We start from the raw sequence: 17,071 nt of genomic DNA, 5'->3' as shown, positions 1-17,071 counted from the left end.
GACCATGCCCGCCACCCCGGACGACGTCCGCGCCATCGCGCTCGCCCTGCCGGCGGCGACCGAGCGCCCGGCCTGGGACATGGCCTGCCTGCGGGTGCGCGACAAGGTCTTCGCCTCGATGCCCCCGGAGGAGGACTGGGTGGCCATCCGGCTGTCCCCCGGCGAGAACACCGGGCTGGCCGCCGAGCGCCCGGAGGTCTTCTCGGTGCCGCACCACTACCGCAACTCCACGATGGTCGTCGTCCAGCTGGCCGCGATCGACCGCGCCGAGCTGGCCGAACTGCTCACCGAGGCGTGGCGGCAGCGCGCCCCGGCGCGGCTGCGTGCCGCGTTCGACGCCGGGTCGGAGCGATGACCGGGATCAGCCGCGCAGATAGGCCAGCGTGGCCAGCACGCGGCGGTGCTGGTCCTCGTCGGGGGCCAGGCCGAGCTTGGCGAAGATGTGCTGGGTGTGCTTCTCCACCGCGCCCGGGGTGACCACCAGCTGCCGGGCGATGGCGGTGTTGGAGTGGCCCTCGGCGATCAGCCCGAGCACCTCGCGCTCCCGGGGCGACAGCGCCCGCACCGGGTCGTCCCGGTGCCGGCGGGCGAACAGCTGGGCCACCACCTGGGGGTCGAGCACCGTGCCGCCGCCGACCACGTCGTCCAGCGCGGTGAGGAACTGCTCGACCTGGGCCACCCGGTCCTTGAGCAGGTACCCGACGCCGCCCGCGCCGTGGGCGAGCAGCTCGTCGGCGTAGGCCACCTCCACGTACTGCGAGAGCACCAGCACCGCCGTCGCCGGCACGGCGCGGCGGGCCGCGACGGCGGCGCGCAGCCCCTCGTCGGTGTGCGTGGGGGGCATCCGCACGTCGACGACCGCCACGTCGGGGCGGTGCTCGCTGACGGCCCGCACCAGCGACGGCCCGTCGGCGACGGCGGCCACCACCTCGGTGCCGGCCTCCTCGAGCAACCGGACCAGACCCTCGCGCAGGAGCACCGAGTCCTCCGCCAGGACCACCCGCATGCGCGGCGGGCTCACGCCCACGGCAGCACCGCGGTCAGCCGGGTCGGGCCGCCGCGCGGGCTGTCGACGGTCAGGGTGCCGTCCACCGCGCGCAGCCGGTCGGCCAGCCCGGTGATGCCGTGGCCGGGTGCGGCGACGGCGCCACCGGCCCCGTCGTCCTCGACGGTCACGGTCAGCCGGTCACCCGACCGGTCCACCGCGACCCGGCAGAGCGCGGCGCCGCTGTGCTTGGCCACGTTCGCCAGCGCCTCGCTGACCACGAAGTAGGCGGTGTTCTCCGTCGCCGGGGCGAGCCGCTCGCCGGCGTCCAGCCCGACGGACAGCTCGACCGGCACGGGGGAACGGGCGGCGAGTGCGGCCAGCGCGGCCGCCAGGCCGCGGTCGGCGAGCACCGGGGGAGCGATGCCCCGGGACAGCGCCCGCAGCTCCTCCAGCGTCTCCCGCGTCTGGGTGGCCGCCTCCGCCAGCGTCTCCCGGGCGCCCTCGGGATCGGTCTCCACCTGCCGGCGGGCGCGGTGCAGGTCCATGCTCAGCCGGACCAGCCGCTGCTGCGGGCCGTCGTGGATGTCGCGCTCCAGCCGGCGCAGGGCCACCGCCTCGGCGGCGACCGCCGAGTCGCGGCTGTCGGCCAGCCGGCCGAGCTCGGCCTGGGTGGCGGCGCGGGAGCAGAGCAGCAGCCGGGCCGGCTGCGCGACCAGCAGCGCCGAGCCGCGCACCGCGATCGGCAGGGTGACGGCGAACAGTGCGCCGACCAGCGCGTGGACGGCGATCCGCGCGGGAGCGCTGTCGACGAAGCCGAGCAGCTCGGGAAGGGTCAGGTTCCGGTCGGGGGGCCCGTAGGGGATCGACCAGTCCCACAGCAACGAGGTCAGGCCGGCGAGGGCCACCGACCACCAGGTCACCACGATCACGAACGCCGGGATGGCGGGAACCAGGTGCAGCACGCCGTGCAGCGCGTCGAGCCAGTACTGCGCGTCGCGCATCGGCGTGAACAGCCGGCGCAGCCGGCCGTCGCCGGGCGCGGCACGTAGGTAGCGCGGGCTGGTCACCGGTGTGCGCAGGACGGCGGGCAGCCGGACCCGCTCGGCCGCGGCGAAGCCGCGGGCGGCGATCAGGGTGGCGATCGCCACCGGCAAGCCGACCCAGATGACGGTCAGCCCGAGGCCCAGCGCGGTGCCGGTCACGATCAGCACGAACGAGGCGATGGCCAGCGGGAAGCCGACGAGGACGTACCCGGTGTCGATGCCCAGCTGGCGCCACCAGCCGCGGGGCGCTGCGGTGGCGACGGGCGCGGGTGCCGAGGCGGCGGGGAGCGGTAGCACGGCGGTGTCGGCCCGGTCGGCGGTGTCGGCGGTCATGCCGTCGAGCCTGCCGACGGGAGGACCGGTGTCCCAGCCCGCTGCCTGGCCGGTCGGGAGTCGGGCTGGCCCGATGTCGGTGCGTCCATGTCAGCCGCGGATGCTCCCGGCGACCGGCGGCGCTGTCCAGCACCGCCCACCCGCCGGGGTGCCGCAGAACCCCGGCGGTGTGGACCGCGGGGCTAAGGTCGGGCGGTCTGCCGTGCACGCCACCGCCGTCGCACCGGGACGAGTTCCTGGGCTGGCCGTCGCCCCTGGGAAGAGGATCATGCGCTCCGCCGCCACGCTCTCCGCCGGTCTCGCCGTCCTGCTGCTGCTCGGCGGCTGCACCGGCTCCCCCGACTCCGCGGAACCGGCCGAGTCCGACGCGGCGGCGCCGCCGGCCGGCCCGGTGACCGCCGTTCCGTCTGCGGCGCGCACGATGCTGGCCGACGAGGGACCGGTGGCCTCGGCGGCCTCGATGAGCCGTGCCCTGTTCAGCAGCTCGCCGGTCGCGGTGGTGGCCGGCGACGCCGACCCGGCGGGCCGGTTGCTGGGCGCCTCGGCCGCGGTCGGGCTCGGGGTGCCGCTGCTGCTCGGCGACGACGGCGCGACCGGGGACGAGGTGCTGGCCGCCGAACTGGACCGGCTCGGGGTCACCGACGTGCTGACCGTGGGCGGGGACCGGGGCCTGGTACCCGCCGGCGCCGAACGCTCCGTCGTGTCGGTGCCGGCCGACGTCGAGGCCGTCGAGGAGGTCACCGGGCTGTCGCTCGCCGGGAGTGACCCGGTGCCCGCCGAGGGCACGGTGGCGGCCGTGGCCGCGTTGGATCCGGAACAGCCGGCGGCCCTGGTGCCGGCCGATGAGCCGCCCGCGGCACCGTCCGGGTCGTCCGGGTCCACCGCGTCATCCGGGTCGACCGGATCGGCGTCATCCGGGTCGGCGTCCGGGAACGCCGGCGAGCTGCCCGCCGTCCGCCGCCCGGCCCCGCTGGCCGACGTCCTCGTGCTGGCCACCGGCGCTCCCGGGTTCCTGGCCGGCGTCGCGACCGCCCGGGCGGCCGGCGCCGAGGTGCGGCTGACCGGTGCGGCGGCCGATCCGCGGGGCTCCGCCGAGGTGGTCGAGGCCCTGGCCGCGGGCCCGGCCGCCGTCGTGCTGCTGGGCGCCGACCTCGCCGGCGAGCCCGGACTGGAATGGAAGATCGACACGGCGGCGACCGGCGCGCAGCTGCCCGGCGGCGGCCAGTTGCTGTTCCCGCAGCACATGATGATCGCGATGTACGGCACCCCCGGCACCGGTGCGCTGGGCATCCTCGGCGAGCAGGACCTGCCGGCGGCGATCCAGCGGGCCAAGGACGTGGCGGCGCCCTATCGGGACCTCGTGGACGCCACCGTCGTCCCGACCTTCGAGATCATCGCCACCGTCGCCTCGGAGGGCGCCGGGCGGGACGGCAACTACTCCAACGAGATCGACCCCGCGACGCTGCGCCCCTGGGTGGAGGCGGCCGGGCAGGCCGGCCTGTACGTGCTCCTGGACCTGCAGCCCGGGCGCACCGATTTCGTCACCCAGGCCCAGCAGTACCAGGCGCTGCTCGAGCTGCCGCACGTGGGCCTGGCCCTGGACCCGGAGTGGCGGCTGCGGCCCGGACAGGTGCACCTGACCGAGATCGGCCAGGTCGGCATCGACGAGGTGAACCAGGTGGTCACCTGGCTGGCCGACCTGACCCGGGAGAAGGCGCTGCCGCAGAAGCTGCTGGTCCTGCACCAGTTCCAGGTGCGGATGCTCCCCGGCCTGGAGCGGCTGGACACCTCGCGTGACGAACTGGCGATCATGGTGCACGTCGACGGTCAGGGCGGTCAGGCGGCGAAGCAGAGCACCTGGGAGGTGCTCCGGCGCGACGCCCCGCAGCCGCTGTACTGGGGCTGGAAGAACTTCATCGACGAGGACCTCCCGATGCTGACCCCGCAGGAGACCATCGAGCAGGTCCGGCCGACCCCGGAACTGGTCACTTACCAGTAGCGCCCCGGACGGGCAGGATCAACCGGGACGTCGGACGTGGAGAGGACCGCGCGATGACCGGAGTGATCGAGGAGCGGCCCGGCGCTGGGCGGGCCGCGGAGCTGGAACCGCGGCTGGCCGAGCACCGGCGGGAGCTCACCGGCTACTGCTACCGGATGCTCGGGTCGTCCTTCGACGCGGAGGACGCGGTCCAGGACACGATGGTGCGTGCCTGGCGGTCGCTGGACCGGCTGGAGGGCAGCGGCGCCCTGCGCTCGTGGCTGTACCGCATCGCCACCAACGTCTGCCTGGACGCCCTCGACGGCCGCAAGCGGCGCGCCCTGCCGGTCGACATGTCGGCCGAGCCCTCCGCGCCGGTGGAGTCCTCCCTGGCCGGGGTGCTGCCCGACGGCGCCTGGGTCGAGCCGGCCCTGGATCGGCAGGTGCTGCCGGTCGGCGGCGACCCGGCCGAGGTGGCCGTGCAGCGCGAGTCGGTGCGGCTGGCCTTCGTGGCGGCCCTGCAGCACCTGCCGCCCCGTCAGCGCGCGGTGCTGATCCTGCGCGACGTCCTGCGCTGGAAGGCCGACGAGGTCGCCGGGCTGCTCGGGACGACGGTGGCCGCGGCCAACAGCGCACTGCAGCGTGCCCGCGCCACGCTCGCCGCGCACCAGGCCGCCGACACCCGGCCGGCACCGGAGCTGGCCGCGGAGAACGCCGGCCTGCTGGCCCGCTACCTCGACGCCTTCGAGCGGTACGACATCGACGCCTTCGTCGCGTTGCTGGCCGAGGACGCCGTCCAGGACATGCCTCCTTTTGCGATGTGGCTGCGCAGCGCGACCGACATCGGGCGCTGGATGCTCGGGCCGGGGTTCGAGTGCCGGGGTTCCCGGCTGCTGCCGGTCTCGCTCAACGGCAACCCCGGCTTCGCGCAGTGGCGGTCCTGCGGTCCCGATGGCGGCCACCGGCCGTGGGCACTGCACGCCCTCGAGGTGTCCGGCGGCCGGGTCGTCCGGATCACCTCCTTCCTGGACACCCGGCTGTTCACCCTCTTCGGGCTGCCGGACACCCCGCCGGCGCGCTGAGTTCCGGGGCGGGCCGCCGGCCGGTTGACCGGAGCACGGAAGGAGCGACACCCGCGGGCCACCGGGATCAGCAGTGCGCTGCCCGCGGGCGGGACCCGCGACCGGCGCGGCTCGCCGTGGGTGGCGCGGTCGGTGGTTGACCCGCTGCCGGCCTATGTGATCTATTAGTCAATAAGTTAAGGGTCGTCGCCCGCCGATGACCGCCAGCACCGAGCGAGAGCTGGGTCATGAACTTTCCGTACTGGGTGGGACACCACGCCGCTGGCACACCGGACCGGGTCGCGCTGGAGGACCTGGGCACCGGCCGGGTGCTGACCTACGGCGAGCTCGACCGCCGGGCCCGGTCGCTCGCGGCACACCTCCGGAACGAGGTCGGGGTGAGCGCGGGGGACCGGGTCGCGGTTCTGTCGCCGAACTCGAGCAACGTCGTCGAGGTCCAGGAGGCCTGCCGCCTGCTCGGCGCCGTGTTCCTACCGCTCAACGTCCGGTTGACCGCGGAGGAGCTCGGCTTCATCGTCGGCGACGCCGTCCCCCGGATCCTGCTCTTCGCCTCGGAACTGGCCGCTCTCGCCGACCCCGTGGCTGCCGGGGCGGGTGTCCGGACGCTGGCGTGGGGCGGCCCTGCCGACTCCTACGAGGCGGCGCTGGCCGCGGCCGGCCAGCTGCTCGAGCCCTACCAGGCGGCGCCCGAGGACCCGCTGACCCTCATCTACACCTCCGGGACCACGGGCCGGCCGAAGGGTGCGGTCACGAGCTTCGAGTCGGCGTTGGCCGTCGTCCTCAACAGCCTCGTGGCGGGTGGGATCGGCCCCACGTCGGTCAACCTCACCATCCTCCCGCTGTTCCACGTCGCCGGGCTGAACCTGTTCCTCAACGCGACGCTGTACGCCGGCGGCCGCACGGTCATCGCGAGCCGCTTCGAACCGCAGGAGTGCCTCGACCTGCTCACCGACGACAGCCGCGGAATCACGCACATCGTGGGCGTCCCCGCCACCTACCAGTTCATGAGCCGGCTGGACGGGTTCTCCGGTGCCCGCTTCGGTGGGCTGTTCGCCGGCGTGGGTGGCTCTCCCTCGGCGTCGGCGCTGTTCGAGACCTGGCGCGAGCGGGACGTCGAGCTGCGCAACATCTACGGCATCACCGAGGGCAGCTCGACGGTGTGCGTCATGCCGCCCGGCCGGGGCCGGGACAAGAGCGGCTCGGTCGGCCGGCCGGTCCTCCACGCCCGGCTGCGCATCGTGGGTGCGGACGGCGAGGTCCTGGCGCCGGGGGAGGTCGGGGAGCTGCAGGTGTCGGGGCCGAACGTCGGGCCGGGCTACTGGCGGCGCGACGAGGCGACCGCGGAGACGTTCGTCGACGGATGGCTGCGCACCGGCGACGCCGCCCGCCTCGACGACGAGGGCTTCTGCTTCATCGTCGACCGCTGGAAGGACATGTACATCTCCGGCGGCGAGAACGTCTACCCGACCGAGGTGGAGAACGTCCTCTACCAGCTCCAGGACGTGGCCGAGGTGGCCGTCGTCGGGGTTCCCGACGAGAAGTGGGGCGAGACCGGGCTGGCCGCCGTCGTACCGCGGCCGGGGGCGTCGCTCACCGAGCGGGAGGTCATCGACTTCTGCCGCACCCGGCTCGCCCGCTACAAGGCGCCGACGCAGGTCCGCTTCGTCGATGAGCTGCCGCGCAACGCGGTCGGCAAGATCCGCAAGGTGGACCTGCGGGACCGGTTCGCCGACGACTGATCAGCACGAGCGTCACTCCCACCGGGTGGACCGCGGACGAGCGTGCCGCAGCCCGGGATCCACGACCCAAGGAGCAACGATGACCAGCACGGGCATGGGGAACCGCGGCCGGAAGGTCGCGATCGCAGCGGCCGGGATGACCGTCGCGGTCGTCGCCGCCGGATGTGGCGGCGGGGACGGGGGCGGCGGGGGCGGGGGGAACGGCGAGACCCTGCGGGTCGGGGCCGACTTCCCCCTGACCGGGGCGCTCTCCTTCCTCGGTGAGTCCTACGAGCGCGGCGCCGAACTGTGCACCGACCGGCTGAACGAGGCAGGCGAGGGCCCGACGGTGGAGCTGATCGTCAACGACGACGAATCCTCCCCTGAGGGGTCGGCCCGGGTCGCGCAGCGGCTGCTGACCCGCGAGCAGGTGGACGCCATCATCGGCACCGCGTCGGTGCCCAACACCTCCGCCGTCGCCGCCGCCGCGAACGGCGCCGGGGTCCCGTTCGTGGCCATCTCCGGATACGCCGTGGACCCCGCGACCGATCCGGTCGTCTTCAACGCCGCGCACCGCAGCGAGGACGCCGCAGCTGCTGCCTTCGAGCACTTCGCCGAGCAGGGCTGGACGGACATGGCCCTGCTCATGGCCAACGGACCCCTGGGTGAGGAGGGCACCCGTGTGGCCGAGCTGCTGGCCGAGGAGCACGGTCTGGACATCGTCGCCCAGGAGGGCTTCGACACCACCGCCACCGACGTCACCAGCCAGCTGGCCTCGCTGCGCGCGGCCGACCCCGACGTCGTCTTCTCCTTCACCACCGGCGAGCCCGCGGCCCTGATCGCGCGGAACATGGCGACCCTCGGCATGGACGTCCCGCTGCTGGTCAGCCACGGGAACGCCACGAACGGCTTCCTCGAGCTCGTGGCGGGCATCCCGACCCGGGTCTTCGTGCCGAGCGGGCGGGTGATGGTCCCCGACGCCCTCGCGGAAGACGACGTGGCCGCGGAGTTCGTGGCCGCCTACGAGGAGGAGTACGGGGAGCAGCCCGACTACTTCGCCGGGATGGCCTGTGACGCGGTCTCGCTGGTGCACGCGGCGGCCGCGGAGGCCGGGAGCACCGAGCCGGAGGCTCTCCTCGGCGCGCTGGAGGGCCTCGGCTACGAGGGCGTCACCGCGACCTACGACCTCTCGGCGGAGGACCACCACGGGACCACTCCGGAGCAGGTCGTGCTGCTGACCGTCGAGAACGGCGAGTACGTCCTGGCGGAGTGATCCGCAGCGACGACACGGCCACCTGACCGGACGTTCGATTGGAGCCAGCCATGGGGGCCGACCCGGCACAGTTGCTGCAGTTCGCCTTCTCCGGAGTGACCCAGGGCAGTCTGTACGCCTTCGTGGCGCTGAGCCTGGTCCTCGTGTACCGGGCCTCCGCGGCGATCAACTTCGCGCAGGGTGAGTTCATCATCCTCGGGGCGTTGATCGCCGCCAGCGTGGCCGCGGCGACGAACCCGTTCGTCGCCGTCCTCGCGGCGGTCCTCTCGGTGGCCGCGCTCGGCGCGGCCACCGAGAGGGTGCTCATCCGGCGGGTGCCGCGGGGCTCCGTCGCCGCCATCATCGCGCTCACCATCGGACTGTCCCTGGCTCTGCGCGGTCTCGCGCTGGTCGTCTGGGGGTCGGACGCGGCGATCATGGACCCCTTCACCGACGGCGTCATCCGCGTCGGCGGGGCGGCCCTGCCGCTCCAGGTGGTGTGGATCGTCGGCGTCGGTCTGGTGGTCCTGCTCGTGCTCTGGTGGTTCCTCGAGCACACCATGGCCGGCCTGTCGCTGCGCAGCGTCGCCGACGATCCCGCCGGCGCGCGGGTCGTCGGGATCGACCCGAACTCGGTGTCCCGCTTCAGCTGGGCGGCGGGGGCGGCGCTGGCCGGCCTGGTGGGGGCGCTGCTGGCACCGCTGCTGTTCCTGAACTACGAGAGCGGGACCTCGCTGATGATCAAGGGCTTCGTCGCCCTCGTCATCGGCGGCTTCACCAGCACGACGGGAGTCGCACTCGCCGGGCTGCTCATCGGGGTGCTGGAGGGCTACGTGGTGGGACTCGTCAGCTCCGACGTCGCCGACGGCCTGGTGTTCACCCTGCTCATCGGGGTGCTCCTGCTCCGCCCGCAGGGACTGTTCGGCCGGGCGGCGGCGGTGCGGCCATGACCGCCGCCACCCGCCTCCCGGTCCGCTCCCTCGTGGGGGCGGTCGTCGTCGCGGCGCTGCTGTGCGTCGCGCTCTTCGGCGACCGGTACGCCGCCAGCGTCCTGGTGTACATCGCCGTCTACGGGATCCTGGCGTCCAGCCTCGGCCTCGTCGTCGGCTTCGCCGGCCAGATCTCGCTCGGTCACGCGGCGTTCTTCGCGCTCGGCGCGTACGGCACCGGCATCCTCACCGCCACGGCCGGCTGGTGGTCGATCCCCGCCATGGCGGTCGGGATCGCCGTCTGCGCAGTCGTGGGCTTCGTGCTCGGGTTCGTCCTGCTGCGGCTGTCCGGCTACTACCTGGCCATGGGCACCCTGGCGTTCAACTCCGTGGTGACCGTGCTGCTGGTCAGCATGGCGGGGTTGACCGGTGGCGGCACCGGGCTGGCGGGCATCCCCCCGCTGGACCTGTTCGGCTGGCAGGTCGGTGACGTCAGCACCTTCGCCGTCATCGCGGTGCTGGCGGCCACGGCGGTGGTGGTGAGCAACGCGCTCATCCACGACTCGGCCGCCGGGGGCGCCCTGTTCGCCGTCCACGACGACGAGGCGATGGCCGCGACGGTCGGGATCGACGTGGCCCGGGTCAAGCGGGCGGCCTTCACCCTGGCCGCGGCCCAGGCCGGGATCGCCGGTGGGCTGTTCGCCCACCACCTGCGCTTCCTCGCCCCGTCGGACTTCAGCGTCATCGCCTCGGTGACGCTCGTCGTCATGGTCCTGATCGGTGGCGGGGCACGCCCCTGGGGCCCGGTCCTGGGGGCCACGGTGCTGACCCTACTGCCGGAGTTCATCACCGAGTTCGAGGACTACTCGCTGCTCATCACCGGTGGCCTGCTGATCGTCGTGCTGGTGTTCCTGCCCAAGGGGCTGGTCTCGCTGCCGGACCTGGTCGTGCCACGCAAGCGCCGCGCGGGAGCGTCGTCATGAGCACGTCGCACCCGCTGGCCGTGGCCGACGTCAGCCGGTCCTTCCAGGGCCTGCGCGCACTCGAGGCGGTCGACCTGGAGCTACGACGCGGGGAGCTGCTGGCCCTGATCGGCCCCAACGGGGCCGGCAAGAGCACCCTGATCAACGTCATCACGGGCGTCTACCGGCCCGACACCGGCCGGGTGCTGCTCGACGGTGCCGACGTCACCGGCTCCCCGGTGCACCGCATGGCCGCGCACGGGGTGTCCCGGACGTTCCAGACCCCGCGCGTGCTGACCTTCGACGGCGCCACGGCGCTGGACAACCTCCGGCTGGGCGGCCACCGGCAGGCGCGCCCGACCCTGCGCTCAGCGGTGCTCGCCCGGCCGTCGCTGCGGCGCCGCCAGCGGCAGGTGGACCAGGACGCCGGCCACTGGCTGGACGTGCTCGGCCTGGCTCCGCTGGCCGGCACCCCCGCCGCCGTCCTGCCACTGGCCAGCCGGCGCCTGCTGGAGATCGGCCGGGCGATGATGGGGCGGCCGCAGGTCGTGCTGCTGGACGAGCCGGCTGCCGGCCTCAACGACGAGGAGCTGCAGCGGCTCGTGGCGGCCGTGCAGATCATCCGGGACGCCGGCACGGACGTGCTGCTCGTCGAGCACAACATGCACCTGATCATGAGCATCGCCGAGCGCATCGTGGTGCTGAACCAGGGCCGGGTGTTCGCGGTCGGGACCCCGGGCGAGATCGCCCGGAACGAGGACGTCAAGCGGATCTACCTGGGGTCCGCGGGACCGCCCGGGGCGGAGCACGCCACCGGGTCCGAGCGGAGGTCATGACGGTGTTGTCCATCCGAGGGCTCTCCGCCGGCTACGGCCAGGTGCGGGCCGTCCACGAGGTGTCGATCCACTTGGCCGAGGGTGAGGTCGTGTGTCTGATCGGTGCCAACGGTGCCGGGAAGTCGAGCCTCATGGGGGCGATGGCCGGGATCGTCTCGGTGCTCGCCGGCACCGTCGAGCTTGCCGGTCAGGACATCACCCACGACCGGCCGCGCCAGCGGGTGCGGGACGGACTGGTGCTGGTCCCCGAGGGGCGGCACCTGTTCCCCTCCCTGTCCGTGCGGCAGAACCTGCTGGTGTCCGTGGCCGCGCTCAAGCTCTCGCGCGCCGAGCGGGCCCAGCGCCTCGAGGAGGTGGTGGACTTCTTCCCCGTGCTGGCCGAACGACAGCGCCAGCTGGCGGGCACGATGAGCGGCGGGGAGCAGCAGATGCTCGCGATCGGGCGGGCACTGATGACCCGGCCGAAGGTCCTGCTGCTCGACGAGCCCTCGACGGGCCTGGCGCCGGCACTGGTCGAGAGCGTGTTCGAGCGGATCGCCGCGCTGCGGGCCCAGGGGCTGACGGTGCTCATCTCCGAGCAGAACGCCATCGCGCTGACCGCCTCCGACCGCGGCTACGTCCTCACCGGCGGCCGGGTGGTCGCCGAGGGGCCGGCCGACCAGCTCGCCGGTGATGCGGACATCGAGCGCATCTACCTCGGCCTGTGATGGCGGCGGACGCGGCCGGGCGTGGTGCCGACGACGCCCGCGAGGCAGTGCTCACGGACCTGGGCCTGCAGGTGGGCGCACCCGATCCCGCGGCGGCAGGGGAGGGACGGCGGCGCCGGGACTGGGCCCAGCTGATCGCGGACCTGCACACCCTGACCGAGGACACCGTCGAGGCGCTCGCCGCCCTCGACCGCCGGGATGGCGACCGCCCGTCGGCCTGCGCGGGGTGGACCGTCACCGACGTGGTCACCCACCTGGCGCTCGGCGACCAGGACGCGGTCCGGGCGCTCCGGGGCGAGCGGTGGGCACCGGCCGGCACCGATGCCGACGCCGAGATCGACCGGCGGGTGCGCGGCCACGGCCGGGCATCGCTGGAGGAGGCGACCGCCCTGTGGCGGCAAACGCGGACGTCGCTGCTGGGCGAGCTCCGCCGGGTGGATCCCGCCGACCGCTTCCAGCCGGTGGAGTGGGCGGTGCAGCCCATCTCGCGCCTGGCGCTGGCGCAGTCACGGGCCATGGAGACCTGGATCCACGGCTGGGACTGCAGCGCTGCGGGAGGGCGTCGGCACGTGCTCGACGACCGGGCGTACTGGGTGGCCGATCTCGGGGTGCGATCGCTCGCCTACGCGATCCACCGCGCCGGCCTGCCGCCCACCGTCAGCGTGTCGATGTCCCTCGGTGGCCCGGCCGGCGGGCAGTGGCAGCGCAACGTGGGCAGCGGGGCCGATCCGGCGGCGGTCGAGGGCGAGGGCTGGGCGTGGGTCGCGCTGTGCAGTCGGCGCGTCGCTCCCGGCCCCCTGCGGCCCTTCCTCCGGACGACCGGGTCGGCGGTGGCGCGGTCGCAGCTCGACACGGCCCGCGCCTTCGTGTGACGGCGGATCTCAGCTTCGCGCGGGGGCCAGCCCGAGGAGGCGGATGAAGGCGAACGCGATCTGGTCCTCCGACATCGGACCGTCGGGGGAGTACCACTGGTACACCCAGCAGACCATGCCGAGAATGGCCTCGGTCAGCACCCAGGCGGGCTGGTCCGCGGGCAGGGCGCCCTCCTGCTGGGCTTCCTCCACCACACCCAGGATCTGGTTGACGAACTGTCGCTCGTCGGCCCGGATGGCGATCCGGATCTCGTCGGGGAGCGACTTCAGTTCCTGCCAGTAGACGGTGAAGGTCTTCCGGTTGGCCACGATGCTCGCCGTCACCCGGTGGATGAGCGCCTGCAGCTTCTCGGCGCCCGTGTCGCCCTCGGTCAGTGCCTGGTCCGCCGCCGCGCTCAGGTCCGTGGCCACCTGGTTGACGATGAGCGCGAGCAGCTCGTCCTTGCTCTTGACGTAGTGGTAGAGCGCCGGCTGGGTGAGACCCACGCGGTCGGCGATCTCGGTGAGCGTCCCCTGGGGGAAGCCCCGGATGTAGAACACTTCCGCGGCGACGTCCAGGATCCCTCTGAACCGGTCGTCGTAGTCGCGACCGTTGCGCTGGCGCCGCACCGCCTTCTGGGCACGAGGCACCGCGCCTACCTCCGCTCTCCGAACCGACGATCAGCTGCACGGCGAGGAGCCGTGTCGGGCCGGCGACAGAGGCTGACCGCGCTGCGACGGCCGAGCACCCCGAGGACTCCCAGGCTCCGCCTTCACGATAGGGCACCCATGCATGCCCTTTCGCCCCGCTGTCCTCCGGACGAGCGGGAGGCGCTGCGGTCGTAGGTGGAACGGTGACCGGGATCGGACCGGCATGGCGGTCCGGTCTGCTGGCGTGGTGTACGACGGCCACCGCGTGATCCTGCTGTCTGGTCATGCCGGCGAAAAACTCGCACTCACGATCTTGTTCATGACGTGTCCTCGTTCCTCTGGGGTTCGGATTGCTGACAGGTCGACCCTCGTGCCACGCCGCCGTCCGTTCCAGACCCCTCAGGGGTGGGCCGACCCACCCCGCGAGGTGGGATCCGCCGGGGTAGGCACCGCCGATGTCGGCCCGCTACGTGGGGAGTGGTGACCGCGGGCCGTGGGCTGCGCCGGCCTTCGGCCGCCCGAACGCGGAAGCGCGTGTGGCGCCATTCGACCCTCGTCGCGGCACACTGCAGGCATGGCGAAGCGGACAGGCGTCGAGCCGGCTCGGCTCCATCGTTCTGCCCAGCTGGCCATGCTGACCGGCCTCGTCCGCGGTGACGACATCTACGACGTCACGGTGGCTGTGGCGCCGAATCACGTGCCCGGTCGCTTCACCCCGGATGTCGCCCTGCTCGATCTCGCCGTCACGGCGTTGGATCTCGCCTGTCCTGCCGGCTCTGAACTGCTCGGTTACGAGGGGCTGCGCGAGCGATACCTGCCCGAGGTGACCTTCCGTGGCCGCGTGGAGCACCGCAACAGCCAGTACGCCCTGTACGCCGTCGCCTGCATGCGCGGAGGGCTCCGGCCCGATCTGGCCAAGGACGTCGGCTGGTGGCAGTCCCCGCTGTGGCAGTACTCCGCCTACGCCGTCGTCATCTACAGCCGGGTAGCTGCCGAACGCCTGGCCGTTCCGCTGGAGGAGATCGTCCAACGGATCGCCGTCCGACATCGGCTCGAAGTCCCAGCCGCCGAGTGACCGGATCCGAACTCCGCGAAGTCGGTCTTCTCACCGGTGCCGCGGTCGCCGGCCGCGGGCGGGGCGAGGCCGTCGTCTCGGTCGGCGATCCTCAGCCAGCGCTGCAGGCAGAACTCCGAGATCCCGAAATCTCGGGCGACCTGGGAGATCGACGCCTCGCCCTTGCGGGCCACGGCGATGACGTCACGCCGGAACTCCGGCGGAAACGGCTTGCGCACGATGCTGAACCTTTCAGCGAGTCCGCAGCCTCGCAGGCAGGAGTCAACCGAACCGGGTGCCTCAGCGCCACATACGGCGACCGGAGGCGCAGCTCCTCGTTGTCGCTCGGTCCATCGCCAGTCGAGTGCTGCGGGTCGCGGCTGCAACCGCGGCCACGCCGGCCCGGGATCACGCGGCCGGAGTGCCGCGAGCCATGCCTCGCTGCGCTGCAAGCGTGCTTGCCCGATGAGCAAGCTGCTCTACTCCAGTCTGGGACAGCCGCGGTTCCGCGCCCTGCCGCCCACGCCGGCCGAGGAGAGCCTGGTTGTCCTCCCCGTCCTTGAGGGCTCACCGGGCCGGTCCTACGGGACGGGGGCCGACGGCATGTGCATCGTCCTGCGATGGTCCGGGTGGTTCCTCCACTGAGACAGCGTCATTCCGCGCAGTCGACCGCGACGGAGAGGGCTCCGCAGATCTGCCGCATGCGGGTGTCGGCCAATCGTCCGAGCCGCTCGACGAGGATCGCGACAGAGACGCTCTCGACCGAGTCCATGTTGACCACGCAACGGCGGGGTACCGGGTCCTCGCCCGGCTCGAGGCCGACTTCGCTGACCAGGCCACGGATGGTGGTGGTGCACGGTGCGACGAGTGCACGCCGGTGTCGGGGGATCACTGCGTCGCGGGAGAGCACGACGACCGGGCGGCGCCCGATCTCAGCCATCTCGCACCACCAGACCTCGCCGCGCGCGGGCAGCGTGGTCACGATCGTGCGGCAGCTTCGCGGAACGAAGCCAGGTCACCCCACTCGTCCGGTTCGTCGAGCGGGTGTTCGTCGTAGACGGTGTAGCTCGCCTCGACTTCGGCTGAACGGTGGCGCGCCACCAGCGCGCGCAGCGCCTCATCGATCATGGCGGCGTCGGTGTCACCGGATCGCAGACGTCGAGCGGCCTGAAGGAGATCCTCGTCGACGGTGGTGCTGAGTCGTGTTCTACTCATGCCACAATCATGCCACGACTGTCGTCCCCAGCACTACGACGACATCTGCATCAGCGCCGCGCGGGGCTGCCGTGCGGCGAGCTCGGGCTCACCGGCAGGGGCGAGCACGATCGGACCACCGCCCGGACACCGTCGGTGCGTCGGTTGGGAGCATCCACTGAAGCCGGCCCGGGACAGTCATCATCGTCCGTCGGCTACTGCGGACCGCCTGGGCCACCCACCGCTGGGACGCCCGACCCGCTCGCCGCCCATGACCTATCCGCGCAATCTCTACAGCCGTTCGAGCGGCCTTGATCGATGCCGCCAGGAGAGCGGCGCAGGACAGGCTGCGCGCCGAGGCCACTGCGCTGGCAGCCGATGACACCGACCGTGCCGAGAGCGCTCAGGTCCTCCGGGACATGGAGACGCTGCGTGCGTGGTGAGGTCTACCGCCTGCGCTCTCCCCGCGGCGCCCAGGGCCATGAGCAGGCCGGCACCCGCTATGCCGTCGTCGTCCAGTCCGACCTGCTGCCGCTGTCGACCTGGCTGGTCGCGCCGACGTCCACCTCGGCCCGAGCGGCCACGTTCCGTCCTGAGGTGTCCATCGACGGCCGACCAACCCGGGTGCTGGCCGAACAGACGAGTGCGGTGGACCCGCAGCGCCTAGGTGAGTCGGCCGGGCACCTCAGCTTCGATGCATTGCGCCAGGTTGACGCCGCGCTGCGCCTGGTCCTCGGCCTGTGACCAACACCCCGCAACCTGCCCTAGCCCGGCGCCCTCGGCGGAGGCGATGAGATCAGTCGCTGCTCACCAGAGCTCAGGTCACCGACCACGGGCACCGGGCGCCTGCCTCGAGCGTCACACCCGGGCCTGGGCGAGGTCGCGGCCGGCGGTGGCTCGAGTGGTCCGGGGCCAGGTCCAGGCGGCGCGCAGGATGAAGGCCAGGAGCAGCACCTCGAGTCCGATGGAGAGGCCGTAGAAGTAGGAGTAGTTCCAGGACTCCTCGCCGGCCACGTTGTACATCGAGATGGGGATGTAGAGCGTTGCCACGACGAGGTTGGTGGCGCGGTTGACACGGGCGGGCAGTGTCGTGGAGAGCAGGATCATGAGGATCGGGATGGCCATGAGTGTGAGCGCACTGGCGACGAAGGTCGGGCCGGTGTCGAACTCATGGACGACGCCGACCAGGATCTCGTCGATGAGGCCGGGCTTGTACAGGGCGAGGTAGTCGACGTAGATGTAGAGGAACATGAAGCTGGTCCAGGCCGCTGCGAGCTTCGTTCGAACCGGGAGTTGCGCTTCCTGGAATGCGCCGGCGGTCGTGCTGCTTCTGGTCATCACTTCTCCTGTGTGTGCTGACGAGCTGGCCAGGTCGGCTCAGTCGATGTCGTCACCATGACGAGCGTTGACAGGCGGCACATCCGCCTGCGGGCTCCAGCTGTCCTGGCCGCAGGTACAGGGCATCCGCAGTACTTTCGGCTGATCCGCCCGCG

The 17,071-nt window shown here is 72.8% G+C and carries 19 protein-coding genes and 1 pseudogene; 13 read left to right on the top strand and 7 right to left on the bottom strand.

The window, feature by feature from the left end:
* Nucleotides 1-4: 4 nt before the first annotated feature.
* Nucleotides 5-355, top strand: coding sequence for an MmcQ/YjbR family DNA-binding protein (locus ACYVG5_RS05385; protein ID WP_222045597.1), 351 nt, complete (start codon nt 5-7; stop codon nt 353-355).
* A 6-nt stretch (nt 356-361) separates the two neighbouring features.
* Here ACYVG5_RS05385 and ACYVG5_RS05380 read toward each other — a convergent pair whose 3' ends face one another.
* Both ACYVG5_RS05380 and ACYVG5_RS05375 read right to left on the bottom strand, forming a co-directional pair.
* Complete coding sequence (locus ACYVG5_RS05380; protein ID WP_460683012.1) at nt 362-1,021, bottom strand: response regulator; 660 nt, start codon at nt 1,019-1,021, stop codon at nt 362-364.
* Nucleotides 1,018-2,364 carry a sensor histidine kinase gene (locus ACYVG5_RS05375; RefSeq protein WP_222045595.1) on the bottom strand — a complete coding sequence of 449 codons (1,347 nt, stop codon included), beginning with the start codon at nt 2,362-2,364 and terminating at the stop codon, nt 1,018-1,020. The genes ACYVG5_RS05380 and ACYVG5_RS05375 overlap by 4 nt, the downstream gene beginning before the upstream one ends.
* 268 nt (nt 2,365-2,632) lie before the next feature.
* Here ACYVG5_RS05375 and ACYVG5_RS05370 point away from each other — a divergent pair, with 268 nt between their 5' ends.
* The 9 genes from ACYVG5_RS05370 (at nt 2,633) to ACYVG5_RS05330 (ending at nt 12,700) form a co-directional block, all read left to right on the top strand.
* A complete protein-coding gene (locus ACYVG5_RS05370) occupies nt 2,633-4,363 on the top strand; it encodes a hypothetical protein (protein WP_222046270.1) in 1,731 nt (576 codons plus the stop codon).
* Between the two features lie 53 nt (nt 4,364-4,416).
* Nucleotides 4,417-5,424, top strand: coding sequence for a sigma-70 family RNA polymerase sigma factor (locus ACYVG5_RS05365; protein WP_222045593.1), 1,008 nt, complete (start codon nt 4,417-4,419; stop codon nt 5,422-5,424).
* 227 nt (nt 5,425-5,651) lie between these two features.
* The gene (locus ACYVG5_RS05360; RefSeq protein WP_222045591.1) at nt 5,652-7,163 is read left to right on the top strand and encodes an acyl-CoA synthetase; all 1,512 of its coding nucleotides are present in this window, start codon (nt 5,652-5,654) and stop codon (nt 7,161-7,163) included.
* Between the two features lie 79 nt (nt 7,164-7,242).
* The gene (locus ACYVG5_RS05355; protein ID WP_222045589.1) at nt 7,243-8,415 is read left to right on the top strand and encodes an ABC transporter substrate-binding protein; all 1,173 of its coding nucleotides are present in this window, start codon (nt 7,243-7,245) and stop codon (nt 8,413-8,415) included.
* Nucleotides 8,416-8,465: 50 nt separating this feature from the next.
* Complete coding sequence (locus ACYVG5_RS05350) at nt 8,466-9,344, top strand: branched-chain amino acid ABC transporter permease (RefSeq protein ID WP_222045587.1); 879 nt, start codon at nt 8,466-8,468, stop codon at nt 9,342-9,344.
* A complete protein-coding gene (locus tag ACYVG5_RS05345; RefSeq protein ID WP_222045585.1) occupies nt 9,341-10,306 on the top strand; it encodes a branched-chain amino acid ABC transporter permease in 966 nt (321 codons plus the stop codon). Before ACYVG5_RS05350 ends, ACYVG5_RS05345 begins: the two co-directional genes overlap by 4 nt.
* Nucleotides 10,303-11,121, top strand: coding sequence for an ABC transporter ATP-binding protein (locus ACYVG5_RS05340; protein WP_222045583.1), 819 nt, complete (start codon nt 10,303-10,305; stop codon nt 11,119-11,121). The genes ACYVG5_RS05345 and ACYVG5_RS05340 overlap by 4 nt, the downstream gene beginning before the upstream one ends.
* Before the next feature lie 2 nt (nt 11,122-11,123).
* Nucleotides 11,124-11,828, top strand: a complete 705-nt coding sequence (locus ACYVG5_RS05335) for an ABC transporter ATP-binding protein (RefSeq protein ID WP_222045581.1) — start codon at nt 11,124-11,126, stop codon at nt 11,826-11,828.
* Nucleotides 11,828-12,700 (top strand): maleylpyruvate isomerase family mycothiol-dependent enzyme, encoded by an 873-nt coding sequence (locus tag ACYVG5_RS05330; RefSeq protein ID WP_222045579.1) that lies wholly within the window; start codon nt 11,828-11,830, stop codon nt 12,698-12,700. Before ACYVG5_RS05335 ends, ACYVG5_RS05330 begins: the two co-directional genes overlap by 1 nt.
* Before the next feature lie 9 nt (nt 12,701-12,709).
* Here the strand turns inward: ACYVG5_RS05330 and ACYVG5_RS05325 are convergent, their stop codons facing one another.
* Nucleotides 12,710-13,330, bottom strand: coding sequence for a TetR family transcriptional regulator (locus ACYVG5_RS05325; protein ID WP_222045577.1), 621 nt, complete (start codon nt 13,328-13,330; stop codon nt 12,710-12,712).
* A gap of 574 nt (nt 13,331-13,904) precedes the next feature.
* Here ACYVG5_RS05325 and ACYVG5_RS05320 point away from each other — a divergent pair.
* Complete coding sequence (locus ACYVG5_RS05320; RefSeq protein WP_222045574.1) at nt 13,905-14,405, top strand: hypothetical protein; 501 nt, start codon at nt 13,905-13,907, stop codon at nt 14,403-14,405.
* Between the two features lie 50 nt (nt 14,406-14,455).
* Here the strand turns inward: ACYVG5_RS05320 and ACYVG5_RS05315 are convergent.
* Nucleotides 14,456-14,623, bottom strand: a pseudogene (locus tag ACYVG5_RS05315) (transposase); the annotation flags it as partial.
* 226 nt (nt 14,624-14,849) lie between these two features.
* Between ACYVG5_RS05315 and ACYVG5_RS05310 the strand changes: the two are divergent.
* Nucleotides 14,850-15,029 carry a hypothetical protein gene (locus ACYVG5_RS05310; RefSeq protein ID WP_222045572.1) on the top strand — a complete coding sequence of 60 codons (180 nt, stop codon included), beginning with the start codon at nt 14,850-14,852 and terminating at the stop codon, nt 15,027-15,029.
* A gap of 7 nt (nt 15,030-15,036) precedes the next feature.
* Here ACYVG5_RS05310 and ACYVG5_RS05305 read toward each other — a convergent pair whose 3' ends face one another.
* Together ACYVG5_RS05305 and ACYVG5_RS05300 are read right to left on the bottom strand one after the other, a co-directional pair.
* Nucleotides 15,037-15,366 (bottom strand): type II toxin-antitoxin system PemK/MazF family toxin, encoded by a 330-nt coding sequence (locus tag ACYVG5_RS05305; protein ID WP_222045571.1) that lies wholly within the window; start codon nt 15,364-15,366, stop codon nt 15,037-15,039.
* Complete coding sequence (locus ACYVG5_RS05300) at nt 15,363-15,599, bottom strand: type II toxin-antitoxin system VapB family antitoxin (RefSeq protein WP_222045569.1); 237 nt, start codon at nt 15,597-15,599, stop codon at nt 15,363-15,365. The genes ACYVG5_RS05305 and ACYVG5_RS05300 overlap by 4 nt, the downstream gene beginning before the upstream one ends.
* Before the next feature lie 411 nt (nt 15,600-16,010).
* On the opposite strand from ACYVG5_RS05300, the gene ACYVG5_RS05295 reads away from it, so the two are divergent.
* Nucleotides 16,011-16,322 (top strand): type II toxin-antitoxin system PemK/MazF family toxin, encoded by a 312-nt coding sequence (locus ACYVG5_RS05295; protein WP_222045567.1) that lies wholly within the window; start codon nt 16,011-16,013, stop codon nt 16,320-16,322.
* Nucleotides 16,323-16,436: 114 nt separating this feature from the next.
* Here the strand turns inward: ACYVG5_RS05295 and ACYVG5_RS05290 are convergent, their stop codons facing one another.
* Nucleotides 16,437-16,916 (bottom strand): DUF6326 family protein, encoded by a 480-nt coding sequence (locus ACYVG5_RS05290; protein WP_222045565.1) that lies wholly within the window; start codon nt 16,914-16,916, stop codon nt 16,437-16,439.
* Nucleotides 16,917-17,071 lie beyond the last annotated feature (155 nt).

The organism is Modestobacter lapidis, assembly GCF_054780755.1.
The sequence above is the reverse complement of the archived record's forward strand: the minus strand, read 5'-3'. Positions and strand labels throughout refer to the sequence as shown.

Excerpts from the sequence above, each read along its gene's own strand:
- ACYVG5_RS05350 (WP_222045587.1), top strand. The coding sequence starts at position 8,466 with ATGGGGGCCGACCCGGCACAGTTGCTGCAGTTCGCCTTCTCCGGAGTG.
- ACYVG5_RS05290 (WP_222045565.1), bottom strand. The coding sequence starts at position 16,916 with ATGACCAGAAGCAGCACGACCGCCGGCGCATTCCAGGAAGCGCAACTC.
- ACYVG5_RS05345 (WP_222045585.1), top strand. The coding sequence starts at position 9,341 with ATGACCGCCGCCACCCGCCTCCCGGTCCGCTCCCTCGTGGGGGCGGTC.
- ACYVG5_RS05375 (WP_222045595.1), bottom strand. The coding sequence starts at position 2,364 with ATGACCGCCGACACCGCCGACCGGGCCGACACCGCCGTGCTACCGCTC.
- ACYVG5_RS05340 (WP_222045583.1), top strand. The coding sequence starts at position 10,303 with ATGAGCACGTCGCACCCGCTGGCCGTGGCCGACGTCAGCCGGTCCTTC.
- ACYVG5_RS05355 (WP_222045589.1), top strand. The coding sequence starts at position 7,243 with ATGACCAGCACGGGCATGGGGAACCGCGGCCGGAAGGTCGCGATCGCA.
- ACYVG5_RS05360 (WP_222045591.1), top strand. The coding sequence starts at position 5,652 with ATGAACTTTCCGTACTGGGTGGGACACCACGCCGCTGGCACACCGGAC.
- ACYVG5_RS05310 (WP_222045572.1), top strand. The coding sequence starts at position 14,850 with ATGAGCAAGCTGCTCTACTCCAGTCTGGGACAGCCGCGGTTCCGCGCC.
- ACYVG5_RS05370 (WP_222046270.1), top strand. The coding sequence starts at position 2,633 with ATGCGCTCCGCCGCCACGCTCTCCGCCGGTCTCGCCGTCCTGCTGCTG.
- ACYVG5_RS05365 (WP_222045593.1), top strand. The coding sequence starts at position 4,417 with ATGACCGGAGTGATCGAGGAGCGGCCCGGCGCTGGGCGGGCCGCGGAG.
- ACYVG5_RS05320 (WP_222045574.1), top strand. The coding sequence starts at position 13,905 with ATGGCGAAGCGGACAGGCGTCGAGCCGGCTCGGCTCCATCGTTCTGCC.
- ACYVG5_RS05385 (WP_222045597.1), top strand. The coding sequence starts at position 5 with ATGCCCGCCACCCCGGACGACGTCCGCGCCATCGCGCTCGCCCTGCCG.
- ACYVG5_RS05330 (WP_222045579.1), top strand. The coding sequence starts at position 11,828 with ATGGCGGCGGACGCGGCCGGGCGTGGTGCCGACGACGCCCGCGAGGCA.
- ACYVG5_RS05300 (WP_222045569.1), bottom strand. The coding sequence starts at position 15,599 with ATGAGTAGAACACGACTCAGCACCACCGTCGACGAGGATCTCCTTCAG.